Source organism: Bacillus sp. EKM420B, from assembly GCF_011065565.1.
Lineage (GTDB): Bacteria > Bacillota > Bacilli > Bacillales > Bacillaceae > Bacillus > Bacillus velezensis.
In genome coordinates, this window is record NZ_JAAMNX010000001.1 from 435,358 (window position 1) to 457,022 (window position 21,665).

General features: G+C 45.2%; 21 protein-coding genes, 1 pseudogene and 3 riboswitches. Of the genes and pseudogenes, 14 read left to right on the forward strand and 8 right to left on the reverse strand.

What is annotated here, in order from left to right:
• Nucleotides 1–2 precede the first annotated feature (2 nt).
• Nucleotides 3–1,187, reverse strand: coding sequence for an S-methyl-5-thioribose kinase (mtnK, locus tag G9F48_RS02400; RefSeq protein ID WP_165408973.1), 1,185 nt, complete (start codon nt 1,185–1,187; stop codon nt 3–5).
• Between the two features lie 110 nt (nt 1,188–1,297).
• Nucleotides 1,298–1,453, reverse strand: a riboswitch (SAM riboswitch).
• A 91-nt stretch (nt 1,454–1,544) separates the two neighbouring features.
• Nucleotides 1,545–2,324: a carbon-nitrogen family hydrolase gene (locus G9F48_RS02405; protein WP_165408974.1), complete on the reverse strand. Its 780-nt coding sequence runs from the start codon at nt 2,322–2,324 to the stop codon at nt 1,545–1,547.
• 92 nt (nt 2,325–2,416) lie between these two features.
• On the opposite strand from G9F48_RS02405, the gene G9F48_RS02410 reads away from it, so the two are divergent.
• From G9F48_RS02410 to G9F48_RS02435, 6 genes are all read left to right on the forward strand, one after another.
• Nucleotides 2,417–3,589 (forward strand): pyridoxal phosphate-dependent aminotransferase, encoded by a 1,173-nt coding sequence (locus G9F48_RS02410; RefSeq protein WP_165408975.1) that lies wholly within the window; start codon nt 2,417–2,419, stop codon nt 3,587–3,589.
• A gap of 60 nt (nt 3,590–3,649) precedes the next feature.
• Nucleotides 3,650–3,749, forward strand: a riboswitch (SAM riboswitch).
• 81 nt (nt 3,750–3,830) lie between these two features.
• Nucleotides 3,831–5,045 (forward strand): 2,3-diketo-5-methylthiopentyl-1-phosphate enolase, encoded by a 1,215-nt coding sequence (gene mtnW / locus G9F48_RS02415; RefSeq protein WP_165408976.1) that lies wholly within the window; start codon nt 3,831–3,833, stop codon nt 5,043–5,045.
• Nucleotides 5,042–5,746, forward strand: a complete 705-nt coding sequence (gene mtnX, locus G9F48_RS02420; RefSeq protein ID WP_070081721.1) for a 2-hydroxy-3-keto-5-methylthiopentenyl-1-phosphate phosphatase — start codon at nt 5,042–5,044, stop codon at nt 5,744–5,746. The genes mtnW and mtnX overlap by 4 nt, the downstream gene beginning before the upstream one ends.
• The gene (locus G9F48_RS02425) at nt 5,704–6,333 is read left to right on the forward strand and encodes a methylthioribulose 1-phosphate dehydratase (protein WP_156735119.1); all 630 of its coding nucleotides are present in this window, start codon (nt 5,704–5,706) and stop codon (nt 6,331–6,333) included. Before mtnX ends, G9F48_RS02425 begins: the two co-directional genes overlap by 43 nt.
• Before the next feature lie 15 nt (nt 6,334–6,348).
• Nucleotides 6,349–6,885, forward strand: a complete 537-nt coding sequence (locus G9F48_RS02430) for a 1,2-dihydroxy-3-keto-5-methylthiopentene dioxygenase (protein WP_069473373.1) — start codon at nt 6,349–6,351, stop codon at nt 6,883–6,885.
• Nucleotides 6,886–7,165: 280 nt separating this feature from the next.
• Nucleotides 7,166–7,426 carry an aspartyl-phosphate phosphatase Spo0E family protein gene (locus G9F48_RS02435; RefSeq protein ID WP_003154690.1) on the forward strand — a complete coding sequence of 87 codons (261 nt, stop codon included), beginning with the start codon at nt 7,166–7,168 and terminating at the stop codon, nt 7,424–7,426.
• A gap of 210 nt (nt 7,427–7,636) precedes the next feature.
• Here the strand turns inward: G9F48_RS02435 and G9F48_RS02440 are convergent, their stop codons facing one another.
• The gene (locus G9F48_RS02440; RefSeq protein ID WP_046559543.1) at nt 7,637–9,154 is read right to left on the reverse strand and encodes an ATP-binding protein; all 1,518 of its coding nucleotides are present in this window, start codon (nt 9,152–9,154) and stop codon (nt 7,637–7,639) included.
• Between the two features lie 198 nt (nt 9,155–9,352).
• Between G9F48_RS02440 and G9F48_RS02445 the strand changes: the two genes are divergently transcribed.
• Nucleotides 9,353–9,799 (forward strand): MarR family winged helix-turn-helix transcriptional regulator, encoded by a 447-nt coding sequence (locus G9F48_RS02445; protein WP_003154686.1) that lies wholly within the window; start codon nt 9,353–9,355, stop codon nt 9,797–9,799.
• A gap of 35 nt (nt 9,800–9,834) precedes the next feature.
• Here G9F48_RS02445 and motB read toward each other — a convergent pair whose 3' ends face one another.
• From motB to clpE, 3 genes are all read right to left on the reverse strand, one after another.
• On the reverse strand, nt 9,835–10,620 hold the full coding sequence (gene motB / locus G9F48_RS02450) for a flagellar motor protein MotB (protein WP_077722131.1): 786 nt from the start codon (nt 10,618–10,620) through the stop codon (nt 9,835–9,837).
• On the reverse strand, nt 10,592–11,407 hold the full coding sequence (gene motA, locus G9F48_RS02455; RefSeq protein WP_003154684.1) for a flagellar motor stator protein MotA: 816 nt from the start codon (nt 11,405–11,407) through the stop codon (nt 10,592–10,594). The genes motB and motA overlap by 29 nt, the downstream gene beginning before the upstream one ends.
• A 168-nt stretch (nt 11,408–11,575) precedes the next feature.
• The gene (gene clpE, locus G9F48_RS02460) at nt 11,576–13,672 is read right to left on the reverse strand and encodes an ATP-dependent protease ATP-binding subunit ClpE (protein ID WP_165408977.1); all 2,097 of its coding nucleotides are present in this window, start codon (nt 13,670–13,672) and stop codon (nt 11,576–11,578) included.
• A 401-nt stretch (nt 13,673–14,073) separates the two neighbouring features.
• Here clpE and G9F48_RS02465 point away from each other — a divergent pair, with 401 nt between their 5' ends.
• From G9F48_RS02465 to queF, 6 genes are all read left to right on the forward strand, one after another.
• Complete coding sequence (locus tag G9F48_RS02465) at nt 14,074–15,111, forward strand: YkvI family membrane protein (protein WP_165408978.1); 1,038 nt, start codon at nt 14,074–14,076, stop codon at nt 15,109–15,111.
• Nucleotides 15,112–15,208: 97 nt separating this feature from the next.
• Nucleotides 15,209–16,330, forward strand: a complete 1,122-nt coding sequence (locus tag G9F48_RS02470) for a hypothetical protein (RefSeq protein WP_165408979.1) — start codon at nt 15,209–15,211, stop codon at nt 16,328–16,330.
• Between the two features lie 108 nt (nt 16,331–16,438).
• Nucleotides 16,439–16,483: riboswitch (PreQ1 riboswitch) on the forward strand.
• Nucleotides 16,484–16,579: 96 nt separating this feature from the next.
• A complete protein-coding gene (gene queC / locus G9F48_RS02475) occupies nt 16,580–17,239 on the forward strand; it encodes a 7-cyano-7-deazaguanine synthase QueC (protein WP_003154679.1) in 660 nt (219 codons plus the stop codon).
• Nucleotides 17,240–17,680, forward strand: coding sequence for a 6-carboxytetrahydropterin synthase QueD (gene queD, locus G9F48_RS02480; RefSeq protein WP_003154678.1), 441 nt, complete (start codon nt 17,240–17,242; stop codon nt 17,678–17,680).
• On the forward strand, nt 17,673–18,404 hold the full coding sequence (queE, locus tag G9F48_RS02485; protein ID WP_003154676.1) for a 7-carboxy-7-deazaguanine synthase QueE: 732 nt from the start codon (nt 17,673–17,675) through the stop codon (nt 18,402–18,404). The genes queD and queE overlap by 8 nt, the downstream gene beginning before the upstream one ends.
• Before the next feature lie 17 nt (nt 18,405–18,421).
• Nucleotides 18,422–18,916, forward strand: coding sequence for a preQ(1) synthase (gene queF / locus G9F48_RS02490; RefSeq protein ID WP_003154673.1), 495 nt, complete (start codon nt 18,422–18,424; stop codon nt 18,914–18,916).
• Between the two features lie 157 nt (nt 18,917–19,073).
• Here the strand turns inward: queF and G9F48_RS02495 are convergent.
• Nucleotides 19,074–19,693: pseudogene (locus G9F48_RS02495) on the reverse strand (IS3 family transposase).
• Between the two features lie 162 nt (nt 19,694–19,855).
• On the opposite strand from G9F48_RS02495, the gene G9F48_RS02500 reads away from it, so the two are divergent.
• On the forward strand, nt 19,856–20,542 hold the full coding sequence (locus G9F48_RS02500) for a hypothetical protein (protein ID WP_231931995.1): 687 nt from the start codon (nt 19,856–19,858) through the stop codon (nt 20,540–20,542).
• A gap of 48 nt (nt 20,543–20,590) precedes the next feature.
• Here the strand turns inward: G9F48_RS02500 and G9F48_RS02505 are convergent, their stop codons facing one another.
• On the reverse strand, nt 20,591–21,604 hold the full coding sequence (locus G9F48_RS02505; RefSeq protein ID WP_165409129.1) for a DUF4917 family protein: 1,014 nt from the start codon (nt 21,602–21,604) through the stop codon (nt 20,591–20,593).
• Nucleotides 21,605–21,665 lie beyond the last annotated feature (61 nt).

A 21,665-nucleotide genomic window follows, 5' to 3' on the forward strand; every position in this document is an offset into this window, starting at 1 on the left:
CATCATTCCTTTACACGGAGCTTAAATTGGTCCAGAACCTCGGTGATATGCTTCAGTTCTTTTCTGTTTTCGATATAATAGGCGCCGATCTCAAGCGCCAGCTTCTTCCGTTCGATTCGTTTGTCAAACGGAGTGATTTCATCTAAGTCAGCCACATGGGCGAGTCCGATCGTGCGCCGGATCAATTCGCATCCCGCAAAACCGACCGCTTCTTCAAACGCGTTTTTCAGTGTGTCTTCCAGCAGGTGTCTGCGGGAAGGCAGGCAGTCTTTCTCCCATGCTTCACTGAATGTTTTCACAAATGTATCCCATACGGCGGCAGTATGGTCATATAACGGCTGTCTGTCGTCACCGTCGCGGCTGAGGGCGTTTAACAGCAGATTGGCGATAAATTGGCCGATGTCAAACCCGATCGGTCCGAAGAAAGCAAACTCGGGATCAATCACCTTTGTTTCATGTTCATCGGCGAAGATGCTTCCCGTGTGCAGATCGCCGTGAACCAATGTTTCCGCGGAATTCAGAAAGATGGCTTTCAATTCGTCAGCGCCTTCTTTCAGCCGGGAATTGTTCCAAACTTTTTCTGCGTATGGGCGCAGCTCCTCTTCAAAATCGTTTGTCTCATGGTCGAGAAACGGTTCTGTAAACACAAGCCTTTCTGTAATATTGCAAAGCTCAGGATTTGTAAACTGCTTTGCGAGCTGCTGCTTTACTTTTGCATCGAGCGCATAATCGGATGAGTAAAAAAGCGTTTTCCCTAAAAATTCACCGATATGAACCGCTAAGTTCGGATAATGCTGCCCTTCCAGCAGCCCTTTTCTTGAAATCTGCAAATGTGAGAGGTCTTCCATTACCGTGACGGCCATTTCAGTATCGGAATAGTAAACGGCCGGAACGAGGCGCGGCACGTGTTCGCCCTGGCGGATGAGGGCGCTGCTTTCGATTCTCGCCCGGTCAATTGTAAGCGGCCAGCTTTCACCGACGACTTTCGCGTAAGGAATCGCCTGTTTGATAATCAGTCCTTTTTGGTTTTCTTTATCGTAAACATGAAAGACGTAATTTAAATTGCCGTCGCCGATTTCACGGCATGTCAGAGTGCTTTTGCTTTGGAATAAGCCGAGCTTGACGGCTAACGCGGCGGCGGAGCTTTCTGTTAATTGTTCATAAAGACTTGTTTTAGTTGCTGACATGGATTTACCCTCCAATTATGTAGTGGTAGTAAGAGATCGTGACGGAGAATACGCCCGAAAAAAAAGCCTCCTTCTCTGAAAGAGAAGGAGGCTGAAACAGTGCAGTCCGCCTCTTATCTCTCAGATAACATCTGATGGAATTAGCACCGTGCCTTATGAGACAATCGTCTCGGCGCAAAATGTACGCGCCCCATTTCACAATGGAATTACGGTCGGTTGCTGTTGGGGTCAAAAGGCCAATTCCCTCGCCCAACTCTCGATAAGAGAAAATATATTGATTTGTATCACAATTCGGATTAATCAGTTGATGAAAATATTAGCAGGTGCCGGATATTCTTGTCAACGTTTTTTTGAAAATTAATATAAATCACGCCGCAAGTCTTGGAAAACCGGAATGGTTCCGCGGACGGCCGCGCTTTCTGACACATCAATTTCCGCCCGGACTGAGCTTTCCGTCCGGTCTCCTTCGGCTAAAATCCGGCCCCACGGGTCAATAATCAGGCTGTGGCCGGCAAATTCATTATCGGGATTGGACCCCGTGCAGTTAGAGGCTGCGACAAAACATTGGTTTTCAATTGCTCTGGCGATAAGCAGGCTTCGCCAATGATCAAGGCGGGGCAGAGGCCATTCCGCAGAGATAAACAGGACATTCGCGCCCTGGGACGTATGCTTTCTGATCCATTCGGGGAAACGGATATCATAGCAGATCAGCCCGGCGCACTTGACACCGTCAAGCTCAAAGGAACCGTCGCTGTTTCCTGCTGACAAGTAAAGGTGTTCATCCATCAGCTGAAACAGATGGGCTTTCTGATACCGCTTCACGATCTGTCCGCTGTTATCGGCGATGTACATGGTGTTATAGACATCTTCGCCTTCTTTGACCGCAAAAGATCCGGCAACGAGGTGTACGTTGTATGTTTTTGCCGTTTCTTTAAGCCACTGTTCCGAAACTTTGCCGTTTTCATCCGCCAGCTGGTCTAGCCGTGTGAGATCATAGCCGGTCGTCCACAACTCAGGAAGCACGATTACATCCGCATGGCGGCTTTCTTGCTCAATCAAAGATTCTGCTTTTTTAAAATTTTCTGAAGGATTTCCGTATGAAATATCAAATTGCAAACAGGAAACGATCCATTTCATTTTTTAACACCTCAAGTTTCTCTTTACTTTTTTTATTTAACCATATATGATGATGGACTATCATTTCAAGACATTTTTAGAAGGTGAAAAATATGAACTTTGAAATCTCAGATGTACTCAAACAGCTGCCGGAACAATTTTTCGCATCATTGGTGCAAAAAGTGAATCAAAAGCTGAAAGAAAGCAGAGACGTCATCAATTTAGGGCAGGGAAACCCTGATCAGCCGACGCCTCAGCATATCGTTGAAGAAATGAAGCGTGCCGTCGAAAGGCCGGAAAATCATAAATACTCCTCATTCCGGGGTGCTTACAGCTTCAAAAAAGCAGCCGCTGCATTTTATGAAAGAGAGTACGGGGTCACGCTTGATCCGGAAACGGAAGTCGCCGTGCTGTTCGGAGGCAAGGCGGGACTTGTTGAGCTTCCGCAATGTCTTTTAAACCCGGGAGATACCATTCTGGTGCCTGATCCCGGATATCCTGATTACTGGTCGGGCGTCGCCCTTGCGAAAGCGAAAATGGAAATGATGCCGCTGACGGAAGAAAGAGGGTTTCTCCCTGATTATAGCGTAATTCCTGAAAAGGTGCGGAGCGAGGCGAAGATGCTGTATCTCAATTATCCGAATAATCCGACCGGTGCTGTGGCGACAGAGGCGTTTTTTGAGGAGACGGTCGGTTTTGCGGAACAAAACGGCATTTGTGTCGTTCATGATTTCGCGTACGGAGCCGTCGGTTTTGACGGGCATAAACCGCTGAGCTTTTTGCAGACGGAAGGCGCAAAAGAGACGGGAATCGAAATCTATACCTTGTCCAAAACGTATAATATGGCGGGCTGGCGGGTCGGATTTGCCGTCGGAAACGCTTCTGTCATCGAAGCGATCAATCTTTATCAGGATCATATGTTTGTCAGCCTGTTTCCCGCGGCGCAGCAGGCGGCCGCAGCCGCTCTTTTAGCGGATCAGGCATGCGTCGCAGCGCAAAATGACAGATATGAATCGAGACGCAATGCATGGATTGAAGCCTGCCGCGGTATCGGCTGGGATGTGACGGCTCCGTCGGGCTCCTTTTTTGCATGGCTCCCTGTGCCCGACGGTTATACGTCGCAGTCGTTTTCAGATCTGCTTTTGGAAAAAGCGGATGTCGCGGTCGCAGCCGGAAACGGGTTCGGAAAATTCGGAGAAGGCTATATAAGAGTCGGTCTTCTGACAAGTGAAGAAAGACTTAAAGAAGCTGCGGAACGGATCGGGAAACTGAATCTTTTCACCTGAAAAAGCATTGACATATCAGGATAACAATGCGATAATTCAAAATACTTTATAAAATCATTATTCTTATCAAGAGCAGGCAGAGGGACGAGCCCGATGAAGCCCGGCAACCGACTGATAAAGCACGGTGCTAATTCTTGCAGCAGGAGCTGAGAGATAAGATTCGGACATAACACGAAGCCTCTTTCTGCTCATACGGAAGAGGTTTTTTTATGTTTTGTGAAAGAAAGAGAGGCGTTCACGCATGAGCGAAGTATTGGCAACATATCTTCTGACAGACATAACGGACAGTGAAAAGCGGGCGGAACAGATTGCGGCGGGGCTGACGGTAGGCTCCTGGACTGACCTGCCCCTGGTGAAGCAGGAACAGCTCAGAAAACATAAAGGCCGGGTCGTAAAAGTTGAGGAGAAAGAAGGAACCTCAGAAAACGAAACACAATCTGTCATCACTATCGCCTATCCTGAGGCGAACTTTTCAAGAGATATTCCGGCCGTCCTGACGACGGTATTCGGAAAGCTGTCACTGGACGGAAAAATAAAATTGACTGATCTTGAATTTTCCGAAGGGTTTAAACGCTCCCTTCCCGGGCCGAAATTCGGTATATACGGCATCCGCAAACTGCTGGGCGAATTTGAAAGACCGCTTCTGATGAGCATATTTAAAGGCGTGATCGGACGGGATCTCGCCGACATTAAAGAACAGCTCAGACAGCAGGCGCTCGGCGGCGTGGATCTGATTAAAGATGACGAAATTTTCTTTGAAAATGAACTGACTCCGTTTGAAACCCGCATTATCGCAGGAAAACAAGTCCTGAAGGAAGCCCGGGAGGAGACGGGACATAAAACGCTGTATGCCGTAAACCTTACGGGAAGGACCGCTGAACTGCGGGATAAAGCGAGGCGCGCGGCAGAACTCGGGGCGGACGCGCTTTTATTGAATGTGTTCGCTTACGGTTTAGATGTGATGCAGAGCCTTGCCGAAGACAGGGAAATCCCGCTTCCGATCATGGCGCATCCGGCAGTCAGCGGCGCGTTCACATCATCTCCCGTTTACGGCTTGTCGCATGCGCTTTTGCTCGGCAAGCTGAACCGCTATTGCGGCGCTGATTTCAGCTTATTTCCGTCACCTTACGGATCCGTTGCTCTTCCGAAGGAGTCCGCGCTTGCAATCCATGATGAATGTGTAAAAGACGATGTCTTTCATCCGTCGTTTGCCGTCCCGTCAGCAGGCATTCACCCCGGTATGGTGCCATTGTTGATGCGCGATTTCGGCATCGATCACATCATCAATGCCGGCGGTGGCATTCACGGCCATCCGAAAGGAGCCGAGGGCGGCGGAAAAGCGTTCCGCGCCATCATTGATGCGGTGCTTGAAGCGCAGCCGATTGAAGAAAAAGCCGCGTCGTGCAAAGATCTTCAGCTCGCATTAGACAAATGGGGAAGGGTGGAAGCCGTATGACCCGCACACCGCTGATTATTTGTGATTTCGACGGCACGGTCACCATGAACGACAACATTGTCAGCATGATGAAAGAATTCGCGCCTCCTGAGTGGCTTGAATTAAAAGACGGTGTTCTGTCTAAAAGCATATCAATCCAAGAAGGGGTCGGCCGGATGTTCGGACTGCTGCCGAGCAGCTTAAAAGAAGAACTGACCGGCTTTATTCTGAAGGATGCGAAAATACGGGACGGCTTTTTGGATTTTGTCTCGTTTGTCCGGTCAAACGGCCTCCCGTTTTATATCGTAAGCGGAGGAATGGACTTTTTTGTGCATCCGCTTTTGGAAGGGATCGTAGAAAAGGAGCGGATTTTCTGCAATCATGCATCCTTTGACAATGAATATATTCATATAGACTGGCCGCACGCCTGTGACGGAGGCTGCACCAATCAATGCGGCTGCTGCAAACCGTCAGTCATCCGGAAGCTGTCCGATCAGCAGAAATTTCTCATTATGATCGGTGATTCGGTCACGGATGTCGAGGCTGCAAAGTTATCCGATATGTGTTTTGCGAGAGATTATCTTTTGACTGAATGCAAAGAACTCGGCCTCCGGCATCTGCCTTTTCAAGATTTTCATGAGGTGAAAACAGGCATTGAAAACATCGGGGAGGTGCAGGCATGGCTGCAAAAGAAGAACGCTGGCGCGAACTTGCCGAGGTAAAGCGCGAGCTGGCCGAAAGAGACTGGTTCCCGGCAACGAGCGGGAATCTTTCCATCAAAGTATCCGACGCGCCGCTGACTTTCCTCGTTACGGCGAGCGGAAAAGACAAACGAAAAGAAACAGACGAAGATTTTCTCTTAATCGATGAGAACGGGAAGCCCGCTGAGACCGGCCATACTTTAAAACCTTCAGCGGAAACGCTTCTCCATACTTACTTATACCAAAAGACAGACGCCGGCTGCTGTCTGCATGTCCATACCGTCAATAATAATGTCATCTCAGAGCTTTACGGGGATGAAAAACAAATCACGTTTCAGGGGCAGGAGATGATTAAGGCGCTCGGATTATGGGAGGAAAACGCGTCCGTGACCGTTCCGATTATTGACAATCCGGCGCACATCCCGGCATTGGCCGAAAACTTCGCGCACCATGCGGACGCCGGCTCAGGCGCGGTGTTAATCCGCAATCACGGTATTACGGCATGGGGGCGGACCGCATTTGAAGCGAAAAGGGTGCTGGAAGCCTATGAATTTTTATTCAGCTGTCACCTCAAGCTTCTGTCACTTCGGCCGCAGCTAGTAAAATAAAAGGAGGAATAGAAAATGGCGACCATCAGAATTCATGACGAAAAGAATACGCTCATTGAAAAACAGGAAGAAGTAGCGCGCTTCTTAGACGAACAAGAGGTGATCTATGAGCAGTGGAACATTGAAAAACTTCCGTCTGAGCTTTCGGAGAAATACAATCTGACAGAAGATGAAAAAGAAAGGATTCTCGCAGTGTTTGACAAGGAGATTCAGGATATTTCAGCCCGGCGCGGATATCAGTCTCAGGATGTCATTTCTTTATCAGATACCACGCCGAATCTTGATGAATTATTAAAAAATTTCCAAAGAGAACATCACCACACAGATGATGAAGTCCGCTTTATCGTCAGCGGACACGGCATCTTCGTCATTCAAGGCAAAGACGGCACATTTTTCGATGTCCGTTTAAATCCGGGAGATTTGATTTCAGTTCCGGAGAACATCCGCCACTACTTTACGCTTCAGGAAGACCGCCGGGTCGTCGCAATCCGAATTTTCGTGACGACTGAGGGCTGGGTGCCGATTTACGAAAATGAAAGTGTGCAAAACTGATAGACGCCCGAACCTCTCATGCCCCCGCCGGCATGAGAGGTTTTTTATTGTAATATAAAGTCAGCTGTGGCTGTTTTTTAAATCTTGAATATGCCGCATTCTGTTTATATCATTACCTGAATGGGTATTATTCTCGTATTCATGCTAAAGATTCCAATATGAAATGAAAAAATAAGTTATTTAGTAAAAAAATGTTTACAAATAAAGTATAATCTGTAATAATGCTCAATAACCCAATCAAACTTGTTTCCTATTCTTTTAGCGGTGAGGGGTGAAGTGAATGGGCAGTTATTCTGAACAAGAAAAATTGCTTGTATCTATTGATAAAAAAAGAAAAATGATGATAGATGCGGCTAACAGGCAAGGGTTTACAGGATATGACACGATCAGGCACAGCCAGGAACTGGACTGTCTGATGAACGCGTATCAGCAGCTGGTAAACCGTGATCGCACACATCACCAGGGAATACAGGGCCTTGTGAAGAAAATAGGCTTGTTCTCCCGCGGTGACGTCATGCCTGCATATGAAGCAAACAAATGATTGATGATAAAACAGATAACGAAGACTGAATGCGCTTCCTGATCAAGCGCCGCATCCGAAAGATGACCGCGTACAGTCAGCAGATTTTTCCGCTGGCACGGCTCACGAAGCGCCTCGTACTATCTGCCGGCTATGATGCCGTTCCTCTGGTATATCCTCTTACACATATTCTTCTTTAAATAAAAAACACCCCGATCCAGGGTGTTTTTTTCATCGTGAAGCGGCAGGGAGGGTAATGGTGACCTCTGTCCCCTTATCGACTTCGCTTTGAATGTCAATCGAACCGCCGTACATCAGCATGATTCGTTTACATACGACAAGGCCGAGGCCGGTGCCTTTTTCCTTTGACGTGACAAACGGAAGAAAAATGTGTTCAAGCATATCTTCAGAAATGCCCATTCCGTTGTCGGCCACCTTAATGACTGCTTTATGGTCGCGGGCTTCTAAATAGATGGACAGCCGGCCGCCTTCCTGCATGGATTCCAGCGCGTTTTTTGCGACATTTAAAATCACCTGTTTAATATGGTCTTTCGTGCAGTTGACCTTGAGCGGCCGATTGACGAGAATCTCCACATTCACTTCCACATTATACAGATTCCCTTCAGAATAAATAATCGGCATAATCTCATCAAGAATATCCTGCAGCGAGTTCACTTCCAACCGTTCAGCAGTGGGTTTACCGAGCACTAAAAACTCACTGACAATCTGATTGATCCGTTTAATCTCCTGCTCAATAATTGAGAAATACAGCTGATCTTCCTCCGATTTGTATTTTTTCTGCAAAAGCTGAATGAAGCCGCTGATCCCTGTAAGCGGGTTGCGGATTTCATGGGCGGTGCTGGCGGCAAGCGTTCCGATCAGCTCCAATTTCTGCGCTTCATTTTGAGCGCGCTCCAGCTGGGTCTTGCGCTTAAGCAGATAATATTGAACGAGGATGAACAGAATATTCAGCAGCACGGCAATACTGGACATCGGCAGCAGCACGCTTTTGGTCAGCTCGTTCAGCTCAACCGGTTTCGGATAAACATTGATATTCCAATTAATATCATCCAGATAGCCGCTGACCGGTTTCACCCCTTCTGATTGATCAGCCCGTCCGCTGGCAAATATCACTTTATTCTGATTGGTTGCCTTGACATAAACGTCAGGGCTCAGCATATTGATCATATTTCTCAAATAATCGACTTGGATGGCGGCTACTAAATAATCCGTGACTTCCCGTTTTGCGTCTAATACCGGCACGCAGATCGTGAAGATGCGCTGGCCTGTAATTCTGCTGGAGTAGTCATTTGTGATAACCGTTTTTTTCGTCTTTTTCGCCTTCGTAAAATACGGTCGGTCGGCCAAATTCACCTTTGATTTCAGATCAGTCGTGCTTGCGATGACATCACCTTTGGAATTCAGCATATACAGACCGCTGAATCTGGGTTCATCCTCAAAAGCCTGATCGAGAATATCAATGATCTTTTCTTCATTGACAGGCTTATCGACAGCGATCGCAAGTGTTGTCATCCGGGCTTTTGTTTCACCGATTAAATAATTGAGCTTATTGCGGTGAAGGTTGAGCATCATACTGGCTTCCTGTATGTGTTTATCGGCTATTTTCTGCTTTTCTTTTTCATAAATGAAAAAGCTGATAATAAGTGCCGGGATGATCACCAATATGAGATAAAGTTTGATCTTTCCCCGGGCACCTTTAAATGTATTCACTCTGCATCGCTCCAACATTACACTTGAATAGAGGTATTATATCATTTTTATACTTCTTTAATAAGAAAAAATAACCAAAATGATAGAAAAACAAATTATTTTATTAAGGCCAGACAAAAAGAAGAGAAATTTTGGAAACATTTTTGTTGACATTTTTCATTTTGTTTATTAATGTTTCTCTGTAACGGTTTCTTTTGTAAAAGGATGATTGAATGTATGACGGATAAAACAGAAAACTCATTGAAATTATTTATTGTACTGTCACGTGCGTACCGATCTATTAACGACCATATGAATAAACATATTCATAAGCACGGTCTGAACCCGACGGAATTTGCGGTGCTTGAGCTGCTGTACCACAAAGGCAACCAGCCGCTTCAGCAGATCGGCGACAAAATTTTATTAGCGAGCGGAAGTATTACATACGTTGTTGACAAATTAGAGAAAAAAGAACTTCTCATCAGAAAAGCCTCGCCGACTGACAGAAGAGTGACTTTCGCACAAATTTCCGAAAAGGGAATCCGTCTTTTGGACGATATTTTCCCTGATCATGCTGAAGAAATTAAAGAAATGATCAGTGTGCTGAGTGATGAAGAGATAGAAATGTGTACGGAAATGCTGAAAAGAGTGGGGTTAAACGCTAAACATTTTCATCAGAAATAAAAAAGGAAGCCGTTTGAAAGGCTTCCTTTTTTATATTACTGATTTTGGTCAGTCGCGGCGTTTCTAGGCTGTATCAATACCTCGACGCGCCTGTTTTTGCTGCGCCCTTCAGCGGTTTTATTCGACACGGCCGGTTTATACTCTCCGAAACCTTTGGCGCTGAATACTTTTGCGTCAAGTTTCGGGTTTTCCGTGAGAATAGCCATGAAGTTGACGGCCCGCATGACGCTTAAATGCCAGTTAGATTGATATTGTGAGTTTTTAATCGGCACATTGTCCGTATGTCCGCTGATGATAATGTTCCTCGGCGGATTCAGCACAAGGAGATTCGAGATTTCCTTGGCAAGCGGAATATCTTCCTGACGGATATCCGCCCGTCCGGAATCAAAAAAGATACTGTCTTTAATGGTAATTAAGAGTCCTTCTTTAGTCAGCTTTGTTTCCAGCTGAGTTTCAAGCTTTTTGTTTTTTATAAATTGATTGACTTGCTTTTGCACGCCTTCAAGTTCTTCGCGGTCGGCTGCTTCTCTTTCTTTCTTTTTCTGTTCTTTATCTTTTTCCTTGTCTTTTTTTAACTGATCAATGCCGTCTTTTTCGTTTTCAGGAGGGGTGACGCTTGAATATTCAAGAACACCCGTGCCTCCGGTAAACACGGCGTTAAATGATTTAGACAGCATTTGGAATTTCGCCGCATCGACCGAGCTCATGGCGAACAATACAATGAACAGAGCCAAAAGAAGGGTGAGCAAATCCGCATACGGGATCAGCCAAGACTCATCCACATGCTCGTCATCATGCTTCTTCTTCTTTTTTCTCGCCATTGTTTGCCTCTCCTTCTTGTTCAGCGACTTTTGCGCGTTCATTCGCAGGAAGATACATGAGAAGTTTTTGTTCGATCACTTTCGGGGCCTGTCCTTCAAGCACTGACAGAACGCCTTCGATCATGATTTCACGCAGTTTGACTTCCTGCTTTGATTTGCGTTTCAGTTTGTTGGCGAAGGGATGCCAAAGTACATACCCTGTGAAAATCCCGAGAAGGGTGGCGACAAACGCCGCACTGATGGCATGTCCGAGCGCCTCGGTATTGTTCATGTTGGAAAGAGCGGCGATAAGGCCGATGACCGCACCCAAAACGCCGAGTGTCGGCGCATATGTGCCGGCTTGTGTAAAGATGGCTGCGCCGGCCTGGTGTCTGTCTTCCATCGCTTCAACTTCCTCAGTCATAATATCTCTGATAAATTCTGCGCTTTGTCCGTCAACCGCCATGCTCAGGCCGTTTTTCAAAAATGCGTCATCCACGTCTTCAATGCTTGCTTCTAATGCGAGCAGACCTTCACGTCTGGCGATTTGCGCCCATTGAGAGAACATAGGAATTAATTGCGCAATTGTCAGCTGTTTGTTTTCTTTAAACAGCACTTTAAAAAGGGCAGGCACTTTTTTGATTTCTTTTCCGGGGAATGCGATGATCACCGCAGAAATCGTACCGAACAAAATAATCAGAATAGCTGCCGGGTTAGCGAGTGCGCTTAAGCTGACCCCTTTCAGCACCATGCCCACGCTTAAAGCAATCACGGCGAGGATGATACCGATAATCGATGTTTTATCCATAGTTTTCACCAAATCCTTTATACTAGCTTTCTATGGTTAATATCGGTGGCAGTGCATGGAACTTTAGGGTGATTGAGAAATTGTTCCCGAATTCTTCACAGTTTCTCCCTTCCGGCATGGAGAAATAACAAAAAAGCGGCTCCCCGCGAGGAGGGAACCGCTTTTTTGTTATTGTGCCCGGACTTTGATGCCGTCCTCTTCCATTACGACATGGAAGGCTTTGATTTCGTTGTCATCCAATAGAAGATCTGTCATTTCGTCCTCGATCAATTCTTGGATGGTTCTTCTGAGCGGGCGTGCTCCGAAAGCGGGGTGGTAGCCGATTTCAGCGATTTTTTCTTTCGCATCATCGGTGACGCTCAGGCTGATGCCGCGCTCTTTTAATGTGTCTTCAAGCTCTGTGAGAAGCAGGCTGACGATTTTCACGAGATGTTCTTTTTTTAGGGATTGGAATTCAATAATGCTGTCAAACCGGTTTAAAAACTCCGGTTTGAAGAACGCGCTCAGTGAATCAATCAGCGTTTGTTCTTCCATGACGCTCTCTTCAGATTGGAATCCGACTTTCACCTGTTTTTCGCCGGTTCCAGCGTTGCTAGTCATAATCAAAACGGTATCTTTGAAGCTGACCGTTCTGCCCTGGCTGTCTGTCAGACGGCCGTCCTCCATAATCTGCAGAAACATATGCTGGACATCAGGATGGGCTTTTTCAATCTCGTCGAGCAGCACGATGCTGTACGGATTGCGGCGCACTTTTTCCGTTAATTGACCGGCTTCATCGTGTCCGACATATCCCGGCGGTGAACCGATAATTTTTGATACGGCGTGTTTTTCCATGTATTCACTCATATCGAGACGGATAATGGAATCTTTTGTACCGAACAGTTCATCTGCGAGTGTCTTTGATAACTCGGTTTTTCCGACTCCGGTCGGTCCGACAAAGAGGAAGGAGCCGACAGGTCTGTTTTTGGATTTTAAGCCGGCGCGGCTTCGTCTGACCGCTTTTGCCACTTTTTTCACGGCTTTTTCCTGACCGATGACACGCTGATGAAGATGCTCTTCAAGTTCCTTCATTTTGACTTGTTCATCAGCCTGGAGTTTTCCGACCGGAATGCCTGTTTTCTGTTCAATGATGGCTTGAATATGCTCCGCACCGATTTCAGGTGAAGAGGCCGGTGTTTCATGCGCCAGCTGCTTTTCCAAAGCCGCTTCTTCATCACGCAGTTTCGCGGCAAGCTCATAATTTTCTTCATGAAGCGCTTTTGTTTTCTCCGCGTCAATTGCTTTGAGTCTCTCAGCCGCATCTTCTTCATTTACGGTATCAAGCTCCAGGTTCGCCTTAGAGCCGGCTTCATCTAATAAGTCGATCGCTTTATCCGGCAGGTGGCGGTCCTGAATGTAACGGGATGAAAGCGTAACACAGGCGTTTATCGCTTCATTGCTGAATGTGACGCCGTGGTATTTCTCGTATTTATCTTTAATGCCTTCCAGAATGCTGATGGCTTGTTCTATTGTAGGCTCGTGAACCATGACAGGCTGGAAGCGTCTTTCAAGCGCCGCATCTTTTTCAATCTGGCGGTACTCTTTCAGCGTTGTCGCCCCGATGACCTGCAGCTCGCCTCTGGCAAGCGCCGGTTTCAGGATGTTCCCGGCATCCATTGATCCCTCGGCAGAGCCGGCGCCTACGAGAAGGTGAATCTCATCAATGAACAAGATGACGTTTTTCCGTTCTTTTAATTCGTTCATTAATTGTTTCATTCTTTCTTCAAACTGGCCTCTGATCCCTGTATTGGCGACGAGAGAAGCGACGTCAAGCAGGTAAAGCTCTTTGTTTTTCAATTTGTTCGGCACATCGCCTTCAGCGATTTTAAGCGCGAGGCCTTCTGCAATAGCCGTTTTACCGACGCCCGGTTCACCGATCAGCACCGGATTGTTTTTATTCCGGCGGTTCAAAATTTCAATTACGCGCGCCACTTCATTATCGCGGCCGATCACAGGGTCAATCAGACCTGCTTTTGCGCCGTTTGTGACGTTTTGAGCGAGCTCGTCGAGCAGGCCTTTTTCAGGGCCGGACTGCTGTTTATTTTGATTGGGAGCGAAACCTTGCTCAAACGGGAATCCGAATGATTGCGGCCCCATGCTCATAGACGGTTTTCGGGTTAATTCTGTATAACATGTTTCACATAAAACGAATTGTTTTTGAATGGAATTGACTTGCATGTTCAGGCGAATCGTCGCCTCGTTTTTCTGACAATGTTGACAACGCATTTGCCAAAACCTCCTCGAAAAATGTTTGATCATCTTTGACCAAATGGATTAGAAAATAAGGCCGAAACTTTGACCTTCTTTGATTATTAGTATACTCTGACCTTCTTTGACTTTCAAATACTTTGTTTCAAACCCCGAAAAATAAATGTTTACAGCATGATAAGTGATATTCGTGAGGTTTGATTATTTTTGACCAATATAGTCAGAAAGGAAATGAAATGCTTTGACCTTTCTTGATGAAGAGTATACGCCGGCCCTTTTTTTCTTTCAATATTTTTGCTTAGAGGAGAGAGCTGAATCTGTTTTCTCCGGGGAAGGACGATTTGTTCGTCTTTTCTGGAGACTTGTCTCATAAGCATATATAAAGGCCTGGACAAATATGCGCTTAGCCGGAGGGTGAAATGGGACAAACAAAAGGTTCTGCAAGTCAGCTTGCATTTGTATACGTAGGCACGGTTGTAGGAGCCGGTTTTGCCACGGGACGGGAAATCGTTGAGTTTTTTCTGAAGTTCGGCTGGATCGGTCTGTTCGGTATCGTGGTAAGCGGTCTGATGTTTACATATTTAGGCGCCAAAATCATGATTATTTCCAAACGGATTCATGCAGCATCTTATCAGGAATTGAACACATATTTATTCGGCCAGTCCATCGGCCGCGCCGTGAACATGTTTATGATGTTTATATTGCTGGGAGTGACCTCTGTCATGCTGTCCGGAGCTGGAGCGCTGTTTCATGAACAGCTTGGCTGGCCCGCACAAGCGGGGATCCTACTGACGATCGTACTGAGTTTTGCCGTCATGACAAGCGGTGTTAAAGGTGTGTTCGGCGTCAATATATTGGTTGTGCCGCTTTTAATTTCTTTCTCTTTTATCGTGACAGCTGATTCATTTGTATTTACAAGCACGAGAAACGCGGACGAATGGGTATGGCCTGACAAGTGGAACTGGCTTTTGTCCGCCGTCTCTTACGGCGCGTTAAATTTATCGCTCGCCCAAGCCGTCCTTGTGCCGCTTGCGAACGAAATGTCTTCAGAGAAGGTGATCAGAAGGGGAGCTTATTTAGGCGGCGTTCTGTTGACACTGGTGCTTGCCGCGAGCTTCTTATCATTATCGGTGCTGCCGGATGTGCTGGAGTTTGACATTCCGATGGCTCAAGTCGTCTATTCGTATTCGCGTTCGCTTCATATCATTTATTTGTTTATTATTTTCGGGGAAGTGTTTACGTCGGTTATCGGCAATTTATACGGATTGGAAAAACAATTAAACAGTTTTCTTCGTATAAAAAGTACATATATTTACGGCGGCATTTTGGCGTTTGCTTTCATTATCAGCCAAATCGGTTACGGGCAGCTGATTTCCACCGTTTATCCGGTGTTTGGGTATGTGAGCCTCGCTTTCATCGGCGCATTGATTTGCAAAAAAATCCCGAAAGAAAAATAAGGATATAAGGAAAATGTCTGTATTTTTTGGGAATTCCCCTTCTTTTTTCCTGCCATTTCTGTATAATGAATTGGGAAATGATGGGGAGGAGTAAGAGATGAAGGATCGACGTGTATTATTGGGATTTATTTTTATTTGTATCGGAATTGTATTTTTTTTACAGAAGGCGGGAGTTATACATATATCCGCAGGTTCGGCGTGGCCGTTTCTTTTCATTATAATGTCCGCAGGATTTCACGCCGGATTTATTTTTGCGAAAAAAACGACTGAACAGGCGGGACTGCTCGTTCCCGGCGGTATGTTTCTTGTGCTGGGCTGCCTGTTTTGTTTTGAGACCGCAACGGGATGGACGTATTCAGGCGTGACGTGGCCTGTTTATATATGGGCGCCTGCTCTCGGTCTGTTTGAGCTGTGGTATTTCGGCGGGAGAAAGATCGGCGTATTGATTCCTGCTTTCATCCTGACAGCCGCGGGAGCACTATGCTTTGCCGGAATGCTGATGACGGGGCTGTGGCCGCTTTTGATCATCGCAGCCGGGCTTTTGTTTCACGCCGCTGCCTTTATGCAGCCGAAAAAAAGATCGGGCCTTCTTATTCCGGGCGGCATTTTGCTTGTGACGGGCGGCTTGTTATGGTTTGAAACGCTGACGGATTGGACATACGCAAATGTGACATCGCCTGTCTACCTCTTTGCCGTTGCATTCGGGCTGTTTGAAGCCTGGCTGTTCGGCAGAAGGCAAAGAGGGCTTTTGACTGCTGCGGCGGTTCTGTGCGCCGCGGGCATTTTCGGCATATTCACCAATGCAAATGAAGTCATCAGCGAACGCGGCTGGCCCGCTCTCATTCTGTTGCTGGGCGCCGCTTTTCACATTCCGATTTTCGGCCCGAAACCTGTCAAAAACGCGGGGCTTCTCGTACCGGGCGGCATCTTATTGATGACGGGGATCTTGTTTGTCTTTGAAACGGCAACCAATTGGTCCTACTCCGATGTGACATGGCCTGTTTACCTGTTGGCAACGGCATTCGGTTTATTTGAGCTGTGGCTGTTCGGCGGGAAACAGAAGGCGCTGCTCATTCCGGTTGCGGTGCTGACCTTGACAGCACTTTGCTTTATGATGACGTATCAGCCGATCATTCCGGTTTCTGTTTTCTGGCCTGCTTTATTTGTTCTGATCGGGATTGCGCTGATGGTATTTCCGGGGAAGAAACGCGGGGTTTAAACCCGCTTTTGCAGCCTGACACAGGGTTCAGGCTGTTTTTTTATTGTCACGGGAAACAACATTATGGTATGATAGCAAAAGTGAAAAAAGAAGAAAATCCGTATTAATGCGGGAGAGGTTCTAGCTACACCCTCTATAAAAAACTAAGGACGAGCTGTATCCTTGGATACGGTTTTTTTATGTTTTTTAGGGCGCCTTCTCCGAAAAAGGCGCTTTTTTTATGGAATGATAGATAAGGGAGAGAAAGACATGAAAAAAGAAAAAGCGGTTGTGGTGTTCAGCGGAGGCCAAGACAGCACGACTTGTTTATTATGGGCTTTGCAAAACTTTGAAGAAGTGGAAACTGTTACATTCCATTATAATCAGCGTCACCAAGAAGAAATCGATGTGGCAAAATCGATTGCCGAAAAGCTCGGTGTCAAAAACCACTTGCTTGATATGTCTCTTTTAAATCAGCTTGCGCCGAATGCGCTGACAAGAGATGATATCGAAATTGAAGCGAAGGACGGGGAATTGCCGACAACCTTTGTACCGGGACGCAACCTTGTATTTTTATCCTTTGCATCGATTCTTGCATATCAAATCGGTGCGCGCCACATTATTACCGGTGTTTGCGAGACTGATTTCAGCGGCTACCCGGACTGCCGTGACGAGTTTGTCAAATCCTGCAATGTCACCGTCAATTTGGCGATGGAAAAGCCGTTCGTCATTCATACGCCGCTTATGTGGCTGAACAAAGCAGAAACGTGGAAACTTGCGGATGAGCTCGGCGCGCTTGATTTTGTAAAGAATAATACACTGACTTGCTATAACGGCATCATTGCGGACGGATGCGGCGAATGCCCGGCATGCCTGCTCCGCAATAAAGGATATGATGAATATATGAAAATGAAAGGAGAGCGGAACTAATTGCTTTCTCAAATTTACCCGCAGGTTCAGCATCCTTATTCGTTTGAGTTAAATAAGGACATGCACATTTCAGCCGCGCACTTTATTCCCCGCGAAAGCGCCGGAGCGTGCAGCAGAGTCCACGGGCACACGTATACAGTAAATATTACCGTTGCGGGGGATGAACTGGACGATTCAGGCTTTCTCGTGAATTTCAGCGTGCTGAAGAAATTGGTGCACGGCGCTTATGACCATACATTGCTGAATGACCATGAGGAATTTTCTGATGATGACAGATATTCACTGCCGACGACCGAGGTCGTGGCCAAAACGATTTATGATAAGGTGCAGTCCTACCTCGAAACACTGGAGAATCAGCCGGTCTGCGTGCAGGTTTTTGTCAGGGAAACCCCGACAAGCTATTGCGTATACCGCCCGAAAAAAGGTGATAGGAATGGCTAAAGGAATTCCGGTATTAGAAATTTTCGGACCGACGATACAAGGGGAGGGCATGGTTATCGGCCAGAAAACCATGTTCGTCCGCACGGCGGGCTGCGACTACTCCTGCAGCTGGTGCGACTCCGCTTTTACATGGGACGGCTCAGCCAAAAAAGATATCCGCTGGATGACGGCGGAAGACATTTACCGCGAGCTGAGAGAAATCGGCGGAGACGCCTTTTCCCATGTCACCATCTCAGGAGGAAACCCGGCGCTGTTAAAGCAGCTTGACGCGCTGATTCTGCTGCTGAAAGAGCACGGGGTGCGCGCCGCTTTAGAAACGCAGGGAACGGTCTATCAGGATTGGTTCACAATGATTAACGACCTGACGATTTCACCGAAGCCGCCAAGTTCGGGGATGACAACCGATTTTGCAAAGCTCGATCACATTGTGTCTTCGCTTGATGCGGCAGAAAGGCTTAACGCGGTCAGCTTAAAGGTCGTCATTTTTAATGATGAAGATCTGCAATTTGCGAAAACCGTGCACAAGCGGTATCCGAATATTCCGTTTTACCTTCAGGTCGGAAACGATAACGTCCATACGACGGACGACCGGGCATTGATCGCACATCTGCTCGGAAAATACGAAACACTCGTTGATAAGGTTTCTGCCGATTCGGATCTGAATCTTGTCAGAGTCCTGCCTCAGCTGCATACATTGCTTTGGGGCAATAAACGGGGAGTTTAATAGAAAGGGAGATTTATATGACAAGAAAAGAATCAGAATTAGAAGGAGTTACGCTCCTGGGGAATCAAGGGACAAACTATTTATTTGAATATGCGCCGGAGGTTTTGGAATCATTTCCGAATAAACACGTGAACCGTGATTATTTCGTTAAATTCAACTGCCCGGAATTTACGTCGCTTTGCCCGAAAACGGGACAGCCGGATTTTGCAACCATCTACATCAGCTATATTCCGGACGAAAAAATGGTGGAAAGCAAATCGCTGAAGCTGTATCTTTTCAGCTTCCGCAACCACGGAGATTTCCACGAGGACTGCATGAACATCATCATGAATGATTTGATCGAATTAATGGACCCCCGCTACATTGAAGTATGGGGCAAATTCACGCCAAGAGGCGGAATCTCCATTGACCCGTATACAAACTACGGCAGACCGGGAACAAAATATGAAAAAATGGCCGAACATCGGATGATGAATCATGATATGTATCCGGAGACGATTGACAACCGTTAATCATTCCATTGTGTGATACGGAGTGCGAGACGAAGTGGGGTCACATTAAAAGCGGGAAAAGTCACACATGAAAATGGCTCTACTCGTGGGAACTGCGTCAAAAAGTGTGACCCAATAGGGACTGACCCCCGTTTTTGAGACAGGGATCAAAACACCTTCATACAGCCAATTGCCGATATTGTATCGGTGATTGGCTGTTCAGTTTCGTTTGAATACGAATATTGTTATAATAATGAATGTATTCTATGGCAGTACGTTCTACGATGGCCGTCGTAGTTCGATCAATGCTGTTAAGATAGAACGTTTCAGACTTTAGTGAGGAATGAAACGATTCGATGGAGGCATTATCAGCTGGCGCCCCTTTGCGGGATATGCTCATGGTAATGCCTTTTGTTTTAACAGCTTTCTCATACTCATAAGATGTATAAACAGAACGCAATTCTTCTACCAGTTTGATTGTCGTTTCCCTATCAACTTCCTTTCCAATTCGTTGTACTTTTTTAACACTTCATTCTGTTGTCTCAGATAACGATTTTCTGCCTGCAGTTTCTCTAATTCGGAAGATTACTCCGGGCCTTTTCCATAAGTATATTGCTTTCCGAAAGGCTGTTCGAATCGATGTGTATCCCCAGTCTTATGCCATCTAACCCATGTCTGAACCTGTGTCTTATTCTTAATATTCAATTCCTGCATTATCTCTTTCATAGGCACGCCTGCCAATCTCATTTCTACAGCCTTCTGTTTCACTTCAACCGGATAACTCACTCTTGTCCCCATAGAAAAAACACCTCCAAGTCTAATTTCGGCTAACAACCATCCGTTTCCAAACTTGAAGGTGTTTTTTTATTTGTCTCATCTTATGGGGGCAGTCCCCTTATACAAATAAGTGATTTTTATTTTAAGGATTCCAATAGGAGTCTTTTATAGGAGGGCGTCTGCATGAAAAAAAAGAAGGTTATTGGGCTTGTGTCTCTCCTTATAGTTATATTAGGGTTAGCCGTAGTCATCCCTATGCACATAAACAAATTAGACACCACAAAGCTAGATGAAATTGCACAAAAAACTAAAGATAATAAAAAAGTAAGTGAGTATTTTGATGATGTATGGATGAATGAAGTGGAAAAAATGCCAGGTCATGTATATGATATATCGTTATCAGCAAAATCCAATTTCAAAGACTTATCTGATGAGGAAAAGTTAATATTGTTGGGGAATGCTACTGATACAATCCAAGAGAATTCAAGGTTAAATTCAATTGAATGTGGAAGGAATAAATCATGCTCAATAAATGAAGTATTTGTGTTGCCAAACAAAAATGATAAGGCACACAGTTATACAATAAAATATGATCCAGTTGCAAAACCTGAAGATAATGTATTACATGTTTATAGGTATCAAAATGATGATAGAGATTCAACCCTTATTAATACAACAGAAGTGAAACTAAGCCAAGGTGAGACTGACCATAATGAAAAAATAATTTATATTGGAATGTCTAAATCAGATGTGTTATTGGATGACTGGGGGAAACCTTTAGATGTAAAAAAACAACAACAGCTTATGGAACTAATGAACAATGGATATATAGCGGCAACAGATAGTTATATTTCGATGACGGGGAACTAACAACTATACAGGATTAAATAAAGCTCTATCCTTAAATGGATAGAGCTACTATTGTTCATTAAATATTGGGAAGTACTCATTTGTATTTGGTGCTGGGAAGGGGGACTGCTCCCAAGATTTTCTCCTTGTAAACTCATAAAAAGTCCTTGAATCATAAAAAATGAGCTCTTTACCTTCTAACTTGCCGAAGTGATTTTTAATACTCTCTATAATAAATCGACTAGAATCAGTTTCAATAGAATGAACTCCATAAGCTATATAATTCACTTTTGAACGTTTTATTGTATCTATCAAGTGCTTATCGTACATTGGATTTAACCCTTGTCCTAAAATTGTTATGCCGCCGTCAGCTTTGAAAAGACTGTTAAAACAATACCTTAGATAATAATTATTTTTGATTTGAGAATGCTTTTTTTCTGAAGCGCCTTCTGAGACATAAATAGGAAAGAATTTCTCTTCATACATTTGTTTGATCTCTGTTAATAAATCTTCACTTTTAGAGTTAATCTTTATGATTTCTCCTTGGTCTTCATAAAAATGAAGTGCGCCATGCAGATGAAGTAGTTTTATATGGTTATTTTTAAAGGTAGTAGGTTGAAAACTCAATGTCTCATCGCTTGAATTTCTGTAGGAAAAGCCGTCTTGTATATTCCTTTCAAAGGGCTTACGTTTTAATCTTAATAAAGCCCAATATGATAATAAGTCATAGTTAGTGGTGAAAATATTCTTTTTGAATACATTGAGGCTCCAGGCTAACTTACTAATGTGTAATTGCGAGTATAAAGGATGTATATCTTTAACTGCTTTAATGAGTAGATCTTTAATTGTGTTATATCTTTCATCTAAATAGTCGGTGACTTTCATCAATGTTTGATTAACTTTTTGTGCGGTGAGAAGTGAGTTTAAAACTAACTCAAAATTAGTCGTATCAAACGCTTGGAATAAGTCTAGTTCTTGTCCGGCTAATAATTGCTTTTTTACTAGATAATCATATAGTCCGCCATACTTAAAGCTATCAAAAAATTCAATTGAAAATCCATTGCCTATAAGTAGTTGTCTAATATAGAGGGGTACTCCATTGCAAGTGTCTTAAAATCATACAATTCAGTCATTTTTTCTCTTC

Coding starts and splice junctions, on each gene's coding strand:
- motB (WP_077722131.1), bottom strand. CDS start 10,620: ATGGCGAGAAAAAAGAAGAAGAAGCATGATGACGAGCATGTGGATGAG.
- G9F48_RS02445 (WP_003154686.1), top strand. CDS start 9,353: ATGACGGATAAAACAGAAAACTCATTGAAATTATTTATTGTACTGTCA.
- G9F48_RS02465 (WP_165408978.1), top strand. CDS start 14,074: ATGGGACAAACAAAAGGTTCTGCAAGTCAGCTTGCATTTGTATACGTA.
- mtnW (WP_165408976.1), top strand. CDS start 3,831: ATGAGCGAAGTATTGGCAACATATCTTCTGACAGACATAACGGACAGT.
- queC (WP_003154679.1), top strand. CDS start 16,580: ATGAAAAAAGAAAAAGCGGTTGTGGTGTTCAGCGGAGGCCAAGACAGC.
- queE (WP_003154676.1), top strand. CDS start 17,673: ATGGCTAAAGGAATTCCGGTATTAGAAATTTTCGGACCGACGATACAA.
- G9F48_RS02435 (WP_003154690.1), top strand. CDS start 7,166: ATGGGCAGTTATTCTGAACAAGAAAAATTGCTTGTATCTATTGATAAA.
- G9F48_RS02470 (WP_165408979.1), top strand. CDS start 15,209: ATGAAGGATCGACGTGTATTATTGGGATTTATTTTTATTTGTATCGGA.
- queF (WP_003154673.1), top strand. CDS start 18,422: ATGACAAGAAAAGAATCAGAATTAGAAGGAGTTACGCTCCTGGGGAAT.
- G9F48_RS02410 (WP_165408975.1), top strand. CDS start 2,417: ATGAACTTTGAAATCTCAGATGTACTCAAACAGCTGCCGGAACAATTT.
- G9F48_RS02405 (WP_165408974.1), bottom strand. CDS start 2,324: ATGAAATGGATCGTTTCCTGTTTGCAATTTGATATTTCATACGGAAAT.
- mtnX (WP_070081721.1), top strand. CDS start 5,042: ATGACCCGCACACCGCTGATTATTTGTGATTTCGACGGCACGGTCACC.
- G9F48_RS02500 (WP_231931995.1), top strand. CDS start 19,856: ATGAAAAAAAAGAAGGTTATTGGGCTTGTGTCTCTCCTTATAGTTATA.
- G9F48_RS02430 (WP_069473373.1), top strand. CDS start 6,349: ATGGCGACCATCAGAATTCATGACGAAAAGAATACGCTCATTGAAAAA.
- G9F48_RS02440 (WP_046559543.1), bottom strand. CDS start 9,154: ATGTTGGAGCGATGCAGAGTGAATACATTTAAAGGTGCCCGGGGAAAG.
- motA (WP_003154684.1), bottom strand. CDS start 11,407: ATGGATAAAACATCGATTATCGGTATCATCCTCGCCGTGATTGCTTTA.
- mtnK (WP_165408973.1), bottom strand. CDS start 1,187: ATGTCAGCAACTAAAACAAGTCTTTATGAACAATTAACAGAAAGCTCC.
- G9F48_RS02425 (WP_156735119.1), top strand. CDS start 5,704: ATGGCTGCAAAAGAAGAACGCTGGCGCGAACTTGCCGAGGTAAAGCGC.
- clpE (WP_165408977.1), bottom strand. CDS start 13,672: ATGCGTTGTCAACATTGTCAGAAAAACGAGGCGACGATTCGCCTGAAC.